The organism is Mucilaginibacter polytrichastri, from assembly GCF_001911425.1.
Taxonomy (GTDB): domain Bacteria; phylum Bacteroidota; class Bacteroidia; order Sphingobacteriales; family Sphingobacteriaceae; genus Mucilaginibacter; species Mucilaginibacter polytrichastri.
The window spans coordinates 858,045-873,249 of sequence record NZ_MPPL01000001.1 but is presented as its reverse complement, the minus strand read 5'-3'; the positions used below and the strand labels follow the sequence as shown (position 1 = coordinate 873,249).

The following is a 15,205-nucleotide window of genomic DNA, read 5'->3' as shown; positions in this document are numbered from 1 at the left end:
TAGAAATGAAAAAAAGCACCAAAATTATCACGATTACAGCATTATTGCTAAATATTAGCATGGCAGCTATCGCTCAAATAAAAGCGTACACCGTGGCCGATGCCCACTCCCACAACGATTATAAAAACAATATCCCCTTTTACCGGGCTTATGAAAAAGGCTTTGGATCAATAGAGGCCGATGTGTATGCTGTAAAAGGCCAGCTGATGGTGGCACATGATAAAAAAGAGATAAGTGCTAAACGGTCATTAAAGGTATTATATATCGATCCGCTGATAGAGAAGCTTAGCCGTGATCCGCAAAGGCATTTAAGACTGCTTATTGAAATAAAAGAGGATTATAAGGCTGTATTGCCATTGGTGATAACAGAGCTTAAGCCTTTAGAAAAATTTTTCGCATATGAGGGGCATCCGGGCAGGCTATCTATTGTGATGACGGGGGCTGTGCCTCCGGCAGCGGTAATGCCAAACTATCCTGATTGGATGTCTTTTGATGTTGATCATTTAGATGGCTTTACAGAAACGCAATGGAAAAAAATAGGGTTGGTGAGTTTTCCGCTAAGCAGATATGTACATTGGAATGGCAAAGGGGTATTTAATGCCGAAGAAATTAAAAGAGTAAAAGGCGGTATAGACAGCGTTCATAATGCCGGGAAAAAAGTACGCTTTTTTGAAACGCCCGATACCAAAAGTAGCTGGCTGGCCATGTTACGTTTAGGAGTTGATGTTATTGGTACCGATGACATTGAAGGGCTTGGCAACTTCCTGAACGGGAAAGACAGATCAGAATACACCGCGACGCAACCTTATGCAATTTATCACCCAACCTATAAATCAGACGGTGAAGTTAAAAAGGTGAAAAACATTATTTTGTGTATAGGCGATGGCATGGGCTTATCGCAAATATATGCCACCTATACGGCCAATAGGGGGCAGTTAAACATATTTCAGATGCTGAACATAGGCTTTTCGTTAACCTATTCGGCCGATGCTTATATCACAGATTCGGCAGCGGGGGCTACCGCTTTCGCATCTGGACAAAAAACAAATGACAGGGCGGTAGGGGTAGATGCTGCTGGCAAACCACTAAAATCGCTGGCAGATTACAGTGCAGAGGCTGGTAAAAAAACGGCCGATATTGTGGTATGCGAATTAACAGATGCCACACCGGCCGCTTTTTATGCCCACAATTCCGAAAGAAGTAAGGCTACCGATATTGCAAGCCAGATCGTTTCATCGCCGGTGGATATCTTTTTAGGATCTGCTTACAAAGATTTTACCGTAACGAGAGATGGCGAATCCGCTGTTGACAAAATGAAGCAAAAGGGGTATACCGTTGTACGTAATTTTGATGACTTTTTAACTACACCGGCAACCAAAATACTGGGTTTAATGGATGATAGCGTTACCCGGCCTAAAATGGATGGCAGGGGCAACTATTTGCCGCTTGCCTTGAAAAAGGTTACCCAAGCCTTTAAAAACGCGCCAAATGGTTTTTTTATGATGATAGAAGGATCGCAGATAGACCATGGGGGGCATGCCAATAATCTTAAACAAATAATTACCGAAAACGCCGATTTTGACCGTGTGGTTGGAGACGCTTTACGCTTTGCCGACGAAGATGGCGAAACACTGGTTATTGTTACCGCCGATCATGAAACAGGTGGATTGACATTATTAGATGGAAACATAAATAAGGGCTACGTTTGGGGCAACTTTAGTACCAACGACCATACCGGAACACCGGTGCCTATATTTACCTACGGGCCACACTCGCTTGATTTTAGAGGCGTTTTTAACAATACCGAGATCTTTAATAAGATAAAGGCATTGTTAAAGTAAAGGCGTGTTTACGCAATATAGCTTTCGTATTTACAAAAGTGAATATTAATGCTCAGACACTCACGCTGAGGTGGTGGTGAAAGGAAAATTTGAACTAAGACGCTATATGTCAAAATCGGCGATTAAACGCAAATCAGGCAGGAAATAGTTCGAGATTTGTACAGGACCCAGCACCCAATTGGGCAAGGCTGATTTTCAGTTCTTGCCCTTTTTTTCCTGATTAAGGACATTAAGCACCACTTTAGTACAAAGTTCTTTCTTCTAAAAAGGTATCATTAACTACATCGGCCTTGTACCTGCAACCAAACGCTTCCCTCTCACCGGAAGCGCCAGCCAACTGTCTCGCTTTTTTTATTTTTTCAACACGCTATTAATTGCAAAGCAACTTCGTTTAATACCTCGCTCCATTTAGCAAATTTGAAGATTTCTGGATTTAGGTTATAATTAAAAACTAATTACGAAAATAGCCACACGCTAAAAATCACCGGGCAAGCATGCTTCTCCTGTACACTGCAGGAGTTTGCCCTGTTTTTGATTTAAATATACGATTGAAAGCTGCTTCAGACTGATAGCCTACATTTGCTGCTATTTGCGATATATTACTGCTATTTGTTATTAATAGTTTTTGGGCTTGCCTGATGCGCCAGTTAGTGAGGTAACTCAACGGTGTCTCATGCACTAATTTTTTAAACTGATTAAAGAATACAGAACGTGACATGCCAATCTCAGATGCCAGTGATTCCAGCGTCCAATTGTTTTGTGGTGTGTCCTGCATTAGCTTCAGCGCCTTGCTTATCCTTGGGTCGTTTAACGCAGAAAGAAAACCGCTGTCGGGTGCAGCCTGTTCTAAATATGCCCTAATGATATTAATAAACATAATTTCCGACAGGCACTTCAGCATTACATTGCTTCCCGGCTTTTCGTTATTGAGTTCTTCCAGCATTAATTGCGTAATCTGCTTTACTAATAGCTGATTTTTTGTAGAATATTGCCTGATGTGAATAATTGGAGGTAAATCCTTTAAAAAAGGATGCAAGGGCTGGTAATCAAATTCAAAATGCCCCGCTATGAGGTTTGTTACGGCTCCTCCACTGTTAAAAACAGCGGTACCAGCCCGCCGGGCCTTAACAAATTCGGGCGATGGCATACGCAGGCTCGTAGATTTATCTGCTATCCAATGAGCACTGCCATTAGGGATAAATACTAAATCCCCTTCCTTCAATTCTATGATACGCCCATCGGGCGAGCCAATAACACAACTACCGCTTACTAAGCGCCAGAACTGCGAATTTTGATCCTGAACAATATCCAGTCCCCACGGAGCCGCAAGAGGAAATTTGCTATAAACTACCCCCTTTAATCTCGTTGCCTCTAATACAGTACTTAATGCATCCATTTATAAATTGATACGATTAAGCAAATATATGATACATTTTAACTCTTTAAGTATCAACAAGCAAAATAACTTTGTATAATTAAATCAAATCAAAAATGACAACTCAGGAATTAGCCGATCGTTACTACGAACTTTTTAAACAAAGGCAAGTGGCAGAAATTTATCAACAGTTTTACAGTGCCGACATTGTTTGTACCGAACCCGAGCATGCTTTGGCAATGGGTGTGCCTACCATAACAAAGGGCCTTGAAGCGGTATTAGCAAAGTCAAAAGCCAGGCAGGAAATTATAGCAGAAGTACATAGCTTTTTTTGCAGCGAACCGGTAGTTGGAGGCAATTATTTTAGTGTTGCCATGGGGAGGGACATGTCCTTAAAAAATGGACAGCGGTTACAAGTATCAGAAATTGCAGTTTTTGGGATAAAGGACGATAAAATAGTATCCGAAACCTTTTTTTATTAGCAATGAGCTTAGGCATAATATCATTATTTTAAATGGTTAACAGATCAGCCAATTTTTCAGCTCTTTTATAAAACAGTTCGAAAAATGCATCTTCTGGAGTACAGAAAAACGCCTTCAGCTATGCCAAGGCGTTTTTTACTTTTTTCCACTTCGCATACTAGCAAACCTGCTCTTTTGATATTGCAATGGCATAACATAATCACCGGCATTTGTAGCTTTGCCAAATGAAAAACAAGCGGGCTTTTTTATGGGTATTTGTGGTAATTGCACTGGCACTAATGCTTTGGAATGTTTTTACCCAGCCCGGCACTGCCGACCTGAAAGGCAATTTTAAAGAAGCTGCCTTTATACGTAACGAACAAAACACAGGCCCTGTAATACGGGTATATGCCGTTACCCTTTCTGATACGCTTTGGAAACAAATGACGGATTACGGCAATTTTATGCCCTACAATAAATATGGCAACACTAAGGTTTATTTTTTTTTAAACAGCAAGCCCTACCCCAAACAGGTAAGCATTGGCGATGTTAATTTCGACAGCCTGTTTAATAAATACTGCATTGGCCTTTACCAAAAAGATGTAATGAGCCAGGTAAGTTTAAAAAAGCTGCCATTTAAAAGCTCTAAATAACATTAAACCTGCTCATACAAGCGCAGCTTATTTATCAGGCTGATATTTTGCTGCTGCAAATCTTCCATCCGCTGCAGCACATGTGCTATGGCTTCGATGCCCGGTAAATTAATATCCAGCTCCTGGTGCAGCCGGATCATTTTTTCGAGTTGCAGCAATTGGGTGTTCGGTATAAAGTATTGCTGGTTTATAAATGTTAACTGTACCAATCCTGCTTCCTCCAACGATGCGATAAAAGAATACTCCACCTGGTGATAGGTACAAAATACGGTTGCTTCTATTAAATCTTCTGTTGCCATTTTAGTAGGTTTTAAATTGACGATTGTTGAAGTTCTTTAAACAGTTCTTTTTGCTTATCAGTTAGTTCTGTAGGTATATCAATTTGGTAACTGAGGTACAGATCGCCAAACTCGTTCTCTTTTTTATACACCGGCATACCTTTGCCTTTCAGCTTCACTTTAGCCCCGTTTTGGGTACCGGGCTTTACCGGCACTTTTACCTTGCCTGTCAGCGTTTCGGCAATTAATTCACCGCCTAGTATAGCAGTATACAGGTCTACATTAACTGTAGTATGCAGGTTATAACCGTCTCTTTTAAATTTCACGTCGTCTTTAATTACAAAGGTTATTAACAGGTCGCCGGCCGGGCCGCCATTGCTGCCTGCGCCGCCATGGCCGGTTATTTTAATAGTTTGGCCGTTCTCAACACCGGCGGGTATGGTTATCCTTATATTTTTACCGTTAACGGTTAATGTTTGCTTTTGCGATTCAACAACGTCGAGCAAGTTAAGGTGCAGCTCCGAACGGAAATCCTGCCCTCGGTATTTGGCTTGCCGGCCGCCACCACCGCCCATGTTGCCAAACATAGATTGGAAGTAATCAGAAAAATCGCCGCCACCGCCAAAGCTTTCATAATTGTAACCGCCCTCGGTATTGCCGCCACTATAACCACTGGAAGGCCTGCTGCCGCCAGATTGTTTTTGCTGCGCCTCGTAAGCATCGGCATGCTGCCAGTTTTCGCCATACTGATCGTATTTTTTGCGTTTTTCGGCATCGCTCAACACTTCATTGGCTTCATTTATTTCCTGAAACTTCTTATTTGCCTCCTTATCATTTGGGTTAAGGTCGGGGTGGTATTTACGGGCTTGCTTACGGTAGGCGCTTTTAATATCTTTTTCGGTAGCGCCTTTTTTCAGTCCAAGCACCTGGTAATAGTCAATATAAGCCATGGTTTAAAAGAGGGTTTATTTATTAAACATTTTTAATTGCCGATGGTTGAATTTAATAACATCAAAATACCAAGGCAAACATTATAATGTTTATTGCGTAAAAATAGGTTATAAGCACGGCTTATTCGATATTGATAAGCCTACCTGCATGTAATTTTTTTAAACTTATTAAAATGAATATGACCTATTTGTAAAATCATCATCATTTAATGATACCTTTACAGCTCATACATGGAACAAAGAACATATTTAGCCACCTGGAAAAAATACATCCCGGTAATCCGTTTGCATCTTAAGAAGAGCTTAACAGAAGATCAGAGTTTTAAATTAAACATTACAGACTTTGAGTCGGCCGGCGACCGTGGAAAATCGGGATATACGTTTAACATTCAAATGGAAAACGGTAAAGTAACCAACAACATCAGTGGCTCTGCAGTAGCACGCGATTTGTACGAAGCCCTTAAAGGCGACGAAACCATTAAAGCAATGCTGCAAGACAAAAGCGTTAAAATTAGCGTGGGTAAAACTTTTATGCTCAGCATAAAAACAGTCCACCTGTCTATCTTTAAATAAGCATTAAAAAGAAAACCCGTTAAGTAATTTGCTTAACGGGTTTTCTTTTGGCTTATACCTTTTATTTAAGGCTTAATAATTCTTCCGCAGTTTAATGATCCGCAACCGGTGCATCAATCGCATTACCGGGTAAACAGGATCTATCTCGAACCATTTATTGCCAAAGTTTGCGCTGTTTGGGTACCTATGGTGATTATTCTGAAACAACTCGCCCAGCATAAAAAAATCAAAGGGCGTAGTATTTTTAGATTGATCGTTGTTATCAAAATTGCTGTATCCATATTTGTGGCCGCACCAGTTTACAATGGCACCCTGTAATGGCCCCATCAAAAAGTGGATGGGTAAAAGTAAAAACATCCACCAGTGTGTGGCAAAGGCAATATAAAACCAGGTATACAAAGCACCGAATGCCAGCCTCGAAACAATGGAGGAACCCACCCTGTCTATCAACGGCCACTCGGGGCAATCGCCTGCAAAACGGGCTTCGGGATCTTTAGTCCGCTTTAAATGGTCGCGAAAGGTGATGATGGTAGCCTTCATCATTTGGAAAACATCTGTAAAGAAATGTGGCGAGTGCGGGTCTTTCTCGGTATCGCTATAAGCATGGTGCTCGCGGTGCATCATAGCATAAGCACGGGGATTAAGGAAAGACGACCCTTCAAACACATAAGCCATGAGGTAAAATGCGCGTTCCCAGCCCTTGCTGGTAGTAAACATGCGGTGCGAAGCGTAACGGTGCTGAAAGAAAGTTTGAAAAAATAACGACAGAAACCAATGGGCAATAAAAAAAATAAGTATGGGCATAAATTTAGATTGAATGTAGCAGAAGTACAGGCTTGCCGATGATTACAAGCCCGTTGCAGAAAAGAAGACAGAGCGGATATGGATTATGCCTGGCCCGTGATATTTAGCGGCGCTAAGTTACATTTAAACCGCGCTTATTATTTTGTGGCCGATGAATTTTTTTGTTTGCTAAACGCACAGCTTGTATTGCTGTTGTAAAATACTGAAAGGCTATACTACATTAACCAATAAGTGGCGTTTATATTGCATTTTATAGTTACTTAAATAAGTAACTATAAAATAACAAAAAGGCGAACCTTAAGCCCGCCTCTTTCACAATTTTGACACTAACTTACGATTATCCTACCTTCAGAAAATCTTCCATGTGAGTAGTAATGGCAAACCGGTTCCAGCTGTTGATAGCTATAATGGCCATCAATATAGCAGTAAGGTATGCAGGCTCAAACACGGCAGCTGCCTTATTATAAGTATCGTCTGATACATGATTACCAATCAAAGTAACTTCTTCGGTAAGGGCCAGCAGGGCACGCTCCTGCTCATCAAAGAAAGGGGTATCGCGCCAAACGCTCAAAGCATAAATACGCTGCTCGGTTTCGCCTTCTTTGCGGGCATCGCGGGTATGCATATCGATACAGAATGCACAACCGTTTATTTGCGACGTTCTGATCTTAATCAATTCGTGGTGTTTAGCGGTAAGCGGCGTGGTGGTAAGGTATTCGCCTAATGCCATCATGGCGTGATATGCCGGGTCTTTCTGATTAATTTTTGTTCTGGTGCTCATTGTTTTAATGTTTTGATAAAACAAAGGTCAGCATAAGCACCCCTCCAAAAAATGAACTGAGTTTAAGAAAATCAGATTTTTTTGGCTCTCAGCCTGCTCATAAACTGAGGTGTAAAACCCAGATAACTAGCCAGCATATATTGCGGCACACGCTGTAAAAATTCGGGGAAAAGTTTGGCAAAGTACCGGTAGCGCTCTTCATCGTTCATATTAAAAATAAAGCCGATACGGCGTTGCGATGCCACCAGGGCTTTGTGCATCATAATTAAGAAGTAGCTTTCCAGCTTTGGGATCTTTTCAAAAAGCAATAGCTTGTTGTGTTCGGTCAACAGTAGCATTTCACACTCTTCTATCGTTTGGATATAGCAGGCCGAGGGCTTCTTGTTCAGCAAACTATCCTGATCTGCTATCCACCAGTTTTCCAGCCCGAACTGCAGGATCTGCTCATGCAGTTTATTGTTTACGATATACAGCCGCAAACAGCCCTTCAGCACAAAGTAATTGCCCTTGCACAATTTGCCCGGTTCCAGCAGGAATTGCTTTTTCTTGAGTTTAATCAACTCCAGGGTATCGCACAGCAATTGCTCTTCGTGCGCATCCAGGTGCACGTAAGTTTTAATATGGGCTAAGATTTGCGGGTACATTCTATACAAAGTAAATGATAAATGTGAATTATTATAATTCCTGCTGACATAGGGTTGTCACTAGCCCGTGGTTTATTTGCTCATCAATCATCAACACACACAATGGAAAACCCACAAACAACAGAAACCACCGTACAGATTATCACACCCGAAGAATTTTTGGAACAATGGCTTGGCCACCGCAGCCTTACCAAAAAACTGATCGAAATATTCCCAGAAGACCAGCTCTTTAATCATAGCATTGGCGGCATGCGCCCTTTTGCCGATATGGCTAAAGAGGTATTAGGCATTGCCGGCATCGGCATTAAAGCACTGATTACCGGCGACTGGAAGTTTACACCCGAACTGGATTATAACCCGCAGCGGTCTATAGTTAAAACCAAGGCAGAACTATTAATTCTTTGGGACAAAGTTACCGAAGATATACTGGCTTACTGGCCCCGGATAACACCACAGCAGTTTCGCGAAACCGTAGTAGCCTTTGGTATGTACGAGGCCCCGATCTATAACATGATACTTTATTGGATTAATAACGAGATCCACCATCGTGGGCAGGGATATGTATACCTCCGATCTTTAGGGATTGAGCCACCTGCTTTTTGGGATCGTGGTTAATCAGCCGCCTGTTGTAATAATAAATTGGCCCGGCGCTCAACTATTAGCTGTAGTTTTACGTTAATAAATAGTTAATACAGCAACATGAGTAAGTTTACTATACCCGATAGGGTGCTTTATATATGTACCGGCAGCAAATGTGCCAAGCGGGGTGGAAAGAGTTTATATAAAATTGCTAAATCTTTTGCTAAGCACCAGGAAGGTGAGCTGGATATTGAGGTAGTGCGGATAGAATGTACAGACCGGTGCGATTATGCACCGATCTGTACATTACAACCAGGTAATATCTGGTTAAAGGAATATTCTGAGAAAGAGATTTTGAAGCTTTTAAAATCGATCAACCAATCTCCAGAGGCTATTTAAGCTTCGCTATCGTATTTAATATCACCAACGTGCTTGTCAATTTGCCAGCGGCCGGCACCTTCTTCGCCAATCACTTCAAACAATTCGAGTGCGCGGCGTGCTTTGTACTCTTCTTCACGTTGTTCTTTCAAGAACCAGTTTAAAAATTCCATCGTAACGTAATCCTGCTCTTTGTGGCAAAGTGACGCTATGTTTTTGATAGATTGCGTAACACTGATCTCCTGGTCAAGGGCATCTTCAAATACTTCGCGGAATGAGTTATATTCGATTTTAATGCCGCTAACATCCGGAGAGATAGCTGTTGCGCCCATATCAAGTACGTATTTAAAAAACTTAAGCTGATGCTGTCTTTCTTCATCGGCTTGCTTAAAAAAGTATACTGATGAGCCATCAAAACCATTCCTATCGCACCATGAAGCCATGGCTAAATAAATGGATGATGATTGTGCTTCTTTGCGGATTTGCTGGTTTAAAATGCTTTCCATTTCTGTAGAAATGAGGCATTTTATGCGCATTATATCTTTCATAATAATTTCAATTTAAGTACCTATCTAACTATCTATAACAAAACTAATGCTATAAATTGATAAGTAAACTATTGAGGGCTAATATGAAATGAGTCTTAATATGATTAAAGGGCTCCCCTGTATAACCTGTCGTGGATAATGTGGTTAAGCTCCAGCATAGTAAAGGTGCCTTGCAGCAACTCTTTAAGGGCAATGATCTCTAAAGTGGTGAGTATATAAGTATGATCGCAGGCACAAATAAAAACGATTTCCATATCGGCAGACCGGTTTGTATTCATTAAAAGCCCCTCGATATCAATATGATAAACTGCTTTACGAAGTTTTTGCAGGCAACGGTAATCAAAGCGGTTAAGCTTACCGGCAAAATCAATATACCAGCAGTTTTCACTGTCTGATTGAAATATAGTACCCGAAGCTGTTTTAAATACTTCGGTTATATTTAGCGTATGGGTAATGGTCTGTATCGCTTGCATCTATGATCTGTTGCATTGCGAAAATGAACATTATTTATAATTAATCCAAATAAAGAAGAAAAATTATTTTTAATTAATGGCAAGCATTACAGACACTTATTTTGCAATACTATACAGGCACCGTACAGTGAATAGCCGGACTGTAGCTATAGGCGTTCAAGCAATAATGCTTGAACGGGCGGAGTATTTTCAGTAGATGACTTACTAATTAAACGCTTTCTACAGCAGCGGCTGCTTTGGCATCATCATTAGCTTGCACTAATGCAGTTTTATCGATCTTAATTTTTTCAGCTATTCTTTTGGCAGCTTTTTTGGCTTCCTTTTCAATGTCTTTATTCAGTTTTTCAATGTCCTGGCCTAATTTTCCGGCAGCAACTTTTAATTCGGCAGCGATAGCAATCTGGAAATCTTTTTGAGCATTTTTGCGGGCAGTTTTTACGAGTGACTTCAGCTTAGATTTTTTCATATGTTGTATCTGGTGTTTGATGCAAAAATAGGTTATCATAAAGTTAATACAATATTATCATTATGTTAACAACCGAAAGTACATTTAACATTAGTGTGTATTTCGTGCATTACTCATTTACAATTAATTAAACACTTGTTGTTGTACATTAAACGCAACATAATGTATATTAGGCCAGGTTTTCAGTATAAATTAAACCAATAAAATACCCCTACAGCAACTTTATGAAACGCAGAGATTTTGTTAGAAGCACCGCATTAACAGCCTTGGGTGCAACAATTGTTAGCCCGCTGGCAACATTAGCCGATAATAACGTAACCCATTTAGAAAGCGACGACCTAACCCACCAGGATAAAATAGCAGACGATTATGCCCTGCATTTTATGGCCATTGGCGATTGGGGCCGCAATGGTGAATACGACCAGGTTGAGGTAGCCAAACAAATGGGCTTATGGGGTGCAGCACATGCAAATGATTTTGTAATTTCTGTGGGCGACAACTTTTACCCCAAAGGCGTAATAAGCGAGCAAGACCCGCTTTGGCATTACTCGTTCGAGAACATTTACACGGCTCATTCCCTGCAATGCGATTGGTTCCCGATACTGGGTAACCACGATTATATGACAGACCCGGATGCACAGATCCGTTACAGCAAAATAAGCCGCCGCTGGAATATGCCTGCCCGCTATTATACCAAACAGGTAGCATTGGGCAAAGATAAAGGCAAAGCGCTGTTTATTATGATAGATACAGACCCCATGATGCACGAGGCATTACAGCCGCAGGTACAAACCCAGATGGCCTGGTTAAAAGACACGCTGAAGAACGCCCCGGCAGATGTAAAATGGAAAATTGTTGTTGGGCACCACCCCTGTTATACTGTTGGCCCCCGTATAAAAAACTACGACACCCTTACTGCACGTAAGATGCTGGCTAGTGTGTTTGAAGAATATAAGGTAGATGTTTACCTCTCGGGCCACGACCATTCGCTGCAGCATTTAAAACCCGAAGGCTTTACCCACCAGTTTATATCCGGTGCAGGGTCTGAGTTAACAGATGTTACTGCCGGCATCCCTTACAGTCGTTTCCAGGCATCACAGCATGGGTTTATGTATTTTTCGGTAGATGCCAACCGTTTTAATGTGAAAGCCATTAACAAAGAAGGCGCTGTAATTTATCAAACAGAGTTGACTAAGTAAGCTTTTACCGGCATGCAATTACAAGGAAACACATTTATACTAAGGGGATGGCTGCCGAATGATTCGGCATTTTTACAACGGCAGGCTGATAATAGTAATATTTCCCGCTTTTTATTCGATACATTTCCGTACCCATACACCATTAATGATGCAGAGCAATTTATAGCCGGCCATTTAAATCAAAATCCGGCAACCACTTTTGCTATCACAATAAATGGTGCTATTGCCGGTGGTATTGAATTTAAGCCCGGGGCCGATGTTTACCGCAAAAGCGCGTCATTGGGTTACTGGCTTGGGGAGAGCTTTTGGGGCTGTGGCGTTATGACAGCTGCTGTGGGATTGATTACGAGTTATATTTTTGACAACTTCGACATTGTACGGATACAGGCCACTGTAAAAGACAATAACCCGGCCTCGATGCGGGTACTTACCAAAGCAGGTTTCATTAAAGAAAGTGTTCGGCAATTTGCGCTTTTTAAAAATGGCATACTGATGGATGAGCATGTTTATGCGCTGCTTAAATAAACTCCATCTCTCTGCAATTCACCTATTTAAAGGCTTCAGCATTCATCAATAACTATTATTTCCTGATTTTTTCCTCAAACAAATACTTTTCGTAGCAAAAAAGTGTTTTTATTCGTACAACATTCCACCTTATAATAATTTACAAAATGAAGTTTTTAAAAAGCAACCTATTATTAGTTTTAGCTGCCTCACTGGCTTTTACCCTACCTGCATGTAAAGCAAAAAAAGCAGTAGTTAAACAAGAACCTGTTACAGATACTGTTAAAACAGCTCCACCGGCTGCGGCACCGGCCCCTACCCCTGCACCAGAAAAACAAGAACCAGCACCGGCACCAGAAAAACAAGATCTTAACTTCGCTAATATCCAGTTCGAGTTTAACTCTGCCGTGTTAAAAACAGACTCATACCAAACGCTTGATCTTGTTGCCACCTCTCTAAGACGGGCATCAACCACCAAATTAGTATTGAACGGCAATTCATCTGCCGAAGGATCTACGGCGCACAACATGTCATTATCGCTCGATCGCGCTAATTCTGTTAAAGCGTACCTGGTAAATGCCGGCGTTAACGGCGATAACTTAACCACCAAAGGTTACGGCGAAAGCAAACCGATAGCCGACAATACAACCGAAGAAGGCCGCGCGCTAAACCGCCGTGTTGAAATAAAGGTTGTTCAATAACAAACAACAATTATTAAAAGAGGCCTTTAATATTCTGCTAAAGGCCTCTTTAGGTATAAATTACGTTTTAAATATTTCGTATAAATAATATTATTTCACTCTCGCTATATATTATCGAAAACCCTGTTTAAAACATTCCTTACCATCCTCCGTTATTGCTTATTGATCTTTTAAATTATATCTTTAAAAAAAACAAATACAAAAATTTATGAAGTTCCCAATAATTATACCGGCTCTGCTCATTACAGCAGTAGTTGCTCAAAGTTGTGTAAGCACTAAAAAATATAAAGAACTGGACGCTAATTACACACAACTGCAAAATAGCACCCGCGACCTGAGCGTAAAATACCAGACCAGCGAACAAGGGCTTGCCGTGGCCAATAACAGGATCAAAAGCCTGGAAGAACAAATTGCTTCAGAAAAATCAAATACGCTTGCTTTGCAGGATGCTTTAAACAAATGTTTAAACTCGAGCAGCCAAGGTAATGTGAATATCTCTAAACTGGTTGACGAGATCAACAGCTCAAACAAATACATTCAACAACTGGTAAACACCAAAAACAAAAGCGATTCGCTTAACATGGTGTTAACTAACAACCTAACCCGCTCATTAAGCCAGCAGGAAACTAAAGATGTTGATGTACAAGTATTAAAAGGTGTGGTTTACATTTCGCTTTCAGACAATATGCTGTATAAATCTGGCAGTTATGAACTAACTGACAAAGCCGGTGCTACCTTAAGCAAAATTGCAAAGATCATTACCGACTATAGCGGTTACGATGTACTGATTGAAGGTAACACGGATAACCTGCCTATCTCACAGAAAAACATCCGTAACAACTGGGATCTAAGTGCTTTAAGGGCATCGTCAGTAGTTATGGCACTGCAAAACACTTACAATGTTGATCCTAAACGTTTAACCGCAGGCGGCCGTGGCGAATACAACCCGATTGCCGATAACATGACCAATGACGGTAAAGCTAAAAACAGACGTACCCAAATCATCATCACTCCTAAACTAGATCAGTTTATGGATCTGATTGGTAAAGCGCCTGAGAAACAAAATCCGGCACCAAAACAATAAGCATTAAATAGCTTAGCTATGCAAAAGGGCTTTCCGGATGGAAGGCCCTTTTTTGTGTTCACGCCGTTAACCCGTCGTTATGCTGAACTTGTTTCATCACCCCACAGGACAGGTTTACGATTTATAATTCGCAGACTTTGCGGATGGGATGCCGAAACAAGTTCGGCACGACGGGTAGTTATGATTTTACGCTATTACTCACCCTAAAAGTCAAATTAACCCGCTCGTTCAACGGTTTAGTTGACTTTGCAATCCGGTGCTGCCAATTCAGCTGAAAGTCGCCCTTCATTAGTAGGTACGAGCCATTTTCGAGCGGGATGGAATACTTGATGCTATGATCTGATTTTTTACGAATATCGAACGTGCGCACCTGCCCTAAACTAACCGAACCGACAATCATGTTTCGACCCGGGATATTGTCCATGTCATCGTGCCAGCTAACAGAATCATTACCATCTCGATAATAATTAAGCAGTACGGTGTTGAATGAAACCCCTGCGGCTGCTTCTACTCTTTTGCGGATCATGAGCAAATCTTCTGTCCACGGCAATGGTTTAGAACTACTACCGGAGATCGAATAATCTGTATCCTGATCGCCGTACCAAGCGGTTAATCGTGGAGTAAGCACCTCCTTACCATACATTAGCACAGCGCGCTGCGACCAAGGCGTTTCTTTAACCAGTTTCTGAAGCACCAGATTACTTTCGGCTTTACTGAACATACCCGGTTGGTAATCAATTAACCCAGGCAACAGTGGTTTACCGGCTTCCGTATTTTCGAAAAAACTGAGCTGATCCATGTGGTGGATTTATCAAATAGGATGCTTTTATAAGCATACTTACTTATTTCAGCATCCCACAGTACAGGTTTGCGATTGGTGTTTCGCAAACTTAGCAAGTGGGATGCCGAAACA

Annotated in this window: 20 protein-coding genes; 10 read left to right on the top strand and 10 right to left on the bottom strand. The window is 41.2% G+C overall.

Going from position 1 to position 15,205, the window contains the following annotated elements; translation table 11 throughout:
- Nucleotides 1-5 precede the first annotated feature (5 nt).
- A complete protein-coding gene (locus RG47T_RS04010; protein WP_074493104.1) occupies nucleotides 6-1,841 on the top strand; it encodes an alkaline phosphatase in 1,836 nt (611 codons plus the stop codon).
- Nucleotides 1,842-2,322: 481 nt separating this feature from the next.
- Here the strand turns inward: RG47T_RS04010 and RG47T_RS04005 are convergent, their stop codons facing one another.
- Nucleotides 2,323-3,237, bottom strand: coding sequence for an AraC family transcriptional regulator (locus RG47T_RS04005; protein WP_074488235.1), 915 nt, complete (start codon nucleotides 3,235-3,237; stop codon nucleotides 2,323-2,325).
- A 95-nt stretch (nucleotides 3,238-3,332) separates the two neighbouring features.
- On the opposite strand from RG47T_RS04005, the gene RG47T_RS04000 reads away from it, so the two are divergent.
- Together RG47T_RS04000 and RG47T_RS03995 are read left to right on the top strand one after the other, a co-directional pair.
- Entirely contained in the window at nucleotides 3,333-3,698 is a 366-nt protein-coding gene (locus RG47T_RS04000) for a nuclear transport factor 2 family protein (RefSeq protein WP_074488234.1), read from the top strand.
- 224 nt (nucleotides 3,699-3,922) lie between these two features.
- A complete protein-coding gene (locus RG47T_RS03995) occupies nucleotides 3,923-4,330 on the top strand; it encodes a hypothetical protein (RefSeq protein WP_074488233.1) in 408 nt (135 codons plus the stop codon).
- A 2-nt stretch (nucleotides 4,331-4,332) separates the two neighbouring features.
- Here RG47T_RS03995 and RG47T_RS03990 read toward each other — a convergent pair whose 3' ends face one another.
- Both RG47T_RS03990 and RG47T_RS03985 read right to left on the bottom strand, forming a co-directional pair.
- The gene (locus RG47T_RS03990; protein WP_074488232.1) at nucleotides 4,333-4,629 is read right to left on the bottom strand and encodes a chaperone modulator CbpM; all 297 of its coding nucleotides are present in this window, start codon (nucleotides 4,627-4,629) and stop codon (nucleotides 4,333-4,335) included.
- An 11-nt stretch (nucleotides 4,630-4,640) separates the two neighbouring features.
- Nucleotides 4,641-5,558 carry a DnaJ C-terminal domain-containing protein gene (locus RG47T_RS03985; RefSeq protein WP_074488231.1) on the bottom strand — a complete coding sequence of 306 codons (918 nt, stop codon included), beginning with the start codon at nucleotides 5,556-5,558 and terminating at the stop codon, nucleotides 4,641-4,643.
- A gap of 231 nt (nucleotides 5,559-5,789) precedes the next feature.
- Here RG47T_RS03985 and RG47T_RS03980 point away from each other — a divergent pair, with 231 nt between their 5' ends.
- On the top strand, nucleotides 5,790-6,131 hold the full coding sequence (locus tag RG47T_RS03980) for a hypothetical protein (protein ID WP_074488230.1): 342 nt from the start codon (nucleotides 5,790-5,792) through the stop codon (nucleotides 6,129-6,131).
- Nucleotides 6,132-6,203: 72 nt separating this feature from the next.
- Here the strand turns inward: RG47T_RS03980 and RG47T_RS03975 are convergent, their stop codons facing one another.
- The 3 genes from RG47T_RS03975 to RG47T_RS03965 all read right to left on the bottom strand — a co-directional run bounded on the left by RG47T_RS03975 (nucleotide 6,204) and on the right by RG47T_RS03965 (nucleotide 8,360).
- A complete protein-coding gene (locus RG47T_RS03975; RefSeq protein ID WP_074488229.1) occupies nucleotides 6,204-6,935 on the bottom strand; it encodes an acyl-CoA desaturase in 732 nt (243 codons plus the stop codon).
- 337 nt (nucleotides 6,936-7,272) lie between these two features.
- Entirely contained in the window at nucleotides 7,273-7,716 is a 444-nt protein-coding gene (locus RG47T_RS03970; protein WP_074488228.1) for a carboxymuconolactone decarboxylase family protein, read from the bottom strand.
- Between the two features lie 71 nt (nucleotides 7,717-7,787).
- On the bottom strand, nucleotides 7,788-8,360 hold the full coding sequence (locus RG47T_RS03965) for a Crp/Fnr family transcriptional regulator (protein ID WP_074488227.1): 573 nt from the start codon (nucleotides 8,358-8,360) through the stop codon (nucleotides 7,788-7,790).
- Between the two features lie 102 nt (nucleotides 8,361-8,462).
- Between RG47T_RS03965 and RG47T_RS03960 the strand changes: the two genes are divergently transcribed.
- Together RG47T_RS03960 and RG47T_RS03955 are read left to right on the top strand one after the other, a co-directional pair.
- The gene (locus RG47T_RS03960) at nucleotides 8,463-8,975 is read left to right on the top strand and encodes a DinB family protein (protein WP_074488226.1); all 513 of its coding nucleotides are present in this window, start codon (nucleotides 8,463-8,465) and stop codon (nucleotides 8,973-8,975) included.
- Between the two features lie 84 nt (nucleotides 8,976-9,059).
- Nucleotides 9,060-9,338 (top strand): (2Fe-2S) ferredoxin domain-containing protein, encoded by a 279-nt coding sequence (locus tag RG47T_RS03955; RefSeq protein ID WP_074488225.1) that lies wholly within the window; start codon nucleotides 9,060-9,062, stop codon nucleotides 9,336-9,338.
- Here RG47T_RS03955 and RG47T_RS03950 read toward each other — a convergent pair.
- The 3 genes from RG47T_RS03950 to RG47T_RS03940 form a co-directional block, all read right to left on the bottom strand.
- Nucleotides 9,335-9,865 carry a ferritin gene (locus RG47T_RS03950; protein WP_074488224.1) on the bottom strand — a complete coding sequence of 177 codons (531 nt, stop codon included), beginning with the start codon at nucleotides 9,863-9,865 and terminating at the stop codon, nucleotides 9,335-9,337. The genes RG47T_RS03955 and RG47T_RS03950 overlap by 4 nt on opposite strands.
- Before the next feature lie 104 nt (nucleotides 9,866-9,969).
- A complete protein-coding gene (locus tag RG47T_RS03945; protein WP_074488223.1) occupies nucleotides 9,970-10,338 on the bottom strand; it encodes a hypothetical protein in 369 nt (122 codons plus the stop codon).
- 208 nt (nucleotides 10,339-10,546) lie between these two features.
- Nucleotides 10,547-10,804, bottom strand: a complete 258-nt coding sequence (locus RG47T_RS03940) for a hypothetical protein (RefSeq protein ID WP_074488222.1) — start codon at nucleotides 10,802-10,804, stop codon at nucleotides 10,547-10,549.
- Nucleotides 10,805-11,028: 224 nt separating this feature from the next.
- Between RG47T_RS03940 and RG47T_RS03935 the strand changes: the two genes are divergently transcribed.
- The 4 genes from RG47T_RS03935 (at nucleotide 11,029) to RG47T_RS03920 (ending at nucleotide 14,292) form a co-directional block, all read left to right on the top strand.
- A complete protein-coding gene (locus tag RG47T_RS03935; protein WP_074488221.1) occupies nucleotides 11,029-12,003 on the top strand; it encodes a purple acid phosphatase family protein in 975 nt (324 codons plus the stop codon).
- Nucleotides 12,004-12,015: 12 nt separating this feature from the next.
- Nucleotides 12,016-12,528: a GNAT family N-acetyltransferase gene (locus RG47T_RS03930; protein ID WP_074488220.1), complete on the top strand. Its 513-nt coding sequence runs from the start codon at nucleotides 12,016-12,018 to the stop codon at nucleotides 12,526-12,528.
- A gap of 146 nt (nucleotides 12,529-12,674) precedes the next feature.
- Entirely contained in the window at nucleotides 12,675-13,208 is a 534-nt protein-coding gene (locus RG47T_RS03925; RefSeq protein ID WP_074488219.1) for an OmpA family protein, read from the top strand.
- Nucleotides 13,209-13,416: 208 nt separating this feature from the next.
- Nucleotides 13,417-14,292 carry an OmpA/MotB family protein gene (locus tag RG47T_RS03920; RefSeq protein ID WP_074488218.1) on the top strand — a complete coding sequence of 292 codons (876 nt, stop codon included), beginning with the start codon at nucleotides 13,417-13,419 and terminating at the stop codon, nucleotides 14,290-14,292.
- Between the two features lie 178 nt (nucleotides 14,293-14,470).
- Here RG47T_RS03920 and RG47T_RS03915 read toward each other — a convergent pair whose 3' ends face one another.
- The gene (locus RG47T_RS03915) at nucleotides 14,471-15,091 is read right to left on the bottom strand and encodes an alpha-ketoglutarate-dependent dioxygenase AlkB family protein (RefSeq protein WP_074488217.1); all 621 of its coding nucleotides are present in this window, start codon (nucleotides 15,089-15,091) and stop codon (nucleotides 14,471-14,473) included.
- Nucleotides 15,092-15,205 lie beyond the last annotated feature (114 nt).

Bases quoted from the DNA above. Each gene is read 5' to 3' on its own strand.
- RG47T_RS03950 (WP_074488224.1), bottom strand. From the start codon at position 9,865: ATGAAAGATATAATGCGCATAAAATGCCTCATTTCTACAGAAATGGAA.
- RG47T_RS03990 (WP_074488232.1), bottom strand. From the start codon at position 4,629: ATGGCAACAGAAGATTTAATAGAAGCAACCGTATTTTGTACCTATCAC.
- RG47T_RS04005 (WP_074488235.1), bottom strand. From the start codon at position 3,237: ATGGATGCATTAAGTACTGTATTAGAGGCAACGAGATTAAAGGGGGTA.
- RG47T_RS03970 (WP_074488228.1), bottom strand. From the start codon at position 7,716: ATGAGCACCAGAACAAAAATTAATCAGAAAGACCCGGCATATCACGCC.
- RG47T_RS03975 (WP_074488229.1), bottom strand. From the start codon at position 6,935: ATGCCCATACTTATTTTTTTTATTGCCCATTGGTTTCTGTCGTTATTT.
- RG47T_RS03960 (WP_074488226.1), top strand. From the start codon at position 8,463: ATGGAAAACCCACAAACAACAGAAACCACCGTACAGATTATCACACCC.
- RG47T_RS04000 (WP_074488234.1), top strand. From the start codon at position 3,333: ATGACAACTCAGGAATTAGCCGATCGTTACTACGAACTTTTTAAACAA.
- RG47T_RS03980 (WP_074488230.1), top strand. From the start codon at position 5,790: ATGGAACAAAGAACATATTTAGCCACCTGGAAAAAATACATCCCGGTA.
- RG47T_RS04010 (WP_074493104.1), top strand. From the start codon at position 6: ATGAAAAAAAGCACCAAAATTATCACGATTACAGCATTATTGCTAAAT.
- RG47T_RS03915 (WP_074488217.1), bottom strand. From the start codon at position 15,091: ATGGATCAGCTCAGTTTTTTCGAAAATACGGAAGCCGGTAAACCACTG.
- RG47T_RS03930 (WP_074488220.1), top strand. From the start codon at position 12,016: ATGCAATTACAAGGAAACACATTTATACTAAGGGGATGGCTGCCGAAT.
- RG47T_RS03955 (WP_074488225.1), top strand. From the start codon at position 9,060: ATGAGTAAGTTTACTATACCCGATAGGGTGCTTTATATATGTACCGGC.
- RG47T_RS03985 (WP_074488231.1), bottom strand. From the start codon at position 5,558: ATGGCTTATATTGACTATTACCAGGTGCTTGGACTGAAAAAAGGCGCT.
- RG47T_RS03925 (WP_074488219.1), top strand. From the start codon at position 12,675: ATGAAGTTTTTAAAAAGCAACCTATTATTAGTTTTAGCTGCCTCACTG.
- RG47T_RS03935 (WP_074488221.1), top strand. From the start codon at position 11,029: ATGAAACGCAGAGATTTTGTTAGAAGCACCGCATTAACAGCCTTGGGT.
- RG47T_RS03940 (WP_074488222.1), bottom strand. From the start codon at position 10,804: ATGAAAAAATCTAAGCTGAAGTCACTCGTAAAAACTGCCCGCAAAAAT.
- RG47T_RS03920 (WP_074488218.1), top strand. From the start codon at position 13,417: ATGAAGTTCCCAATAATTATACCGGCTCTGCTCATTACAGCAGTAGTT.
- RG47T_RS03945 (WP_074488223.1), bottom strand. From the start codon at position 10,338: ATGCAAGCGATACAGACCATTACCCATACGCTAAATATAACCGAAGTA.
- RG47T_RS03995 (WP_074488233.1), top strand. From the start codon at position 3,923: ATGAAAAACAAGCGGGCTTTTTTATGGGTATTTGTGGTAATTGCACTG.
- RG47T_RS03965 (WP_074488227.1), bottom strand. From the start codon at position 8,360: ATGTACCCGCAAATCTTAGCCCATATTAAAACTTACGTGCACCTGGAT.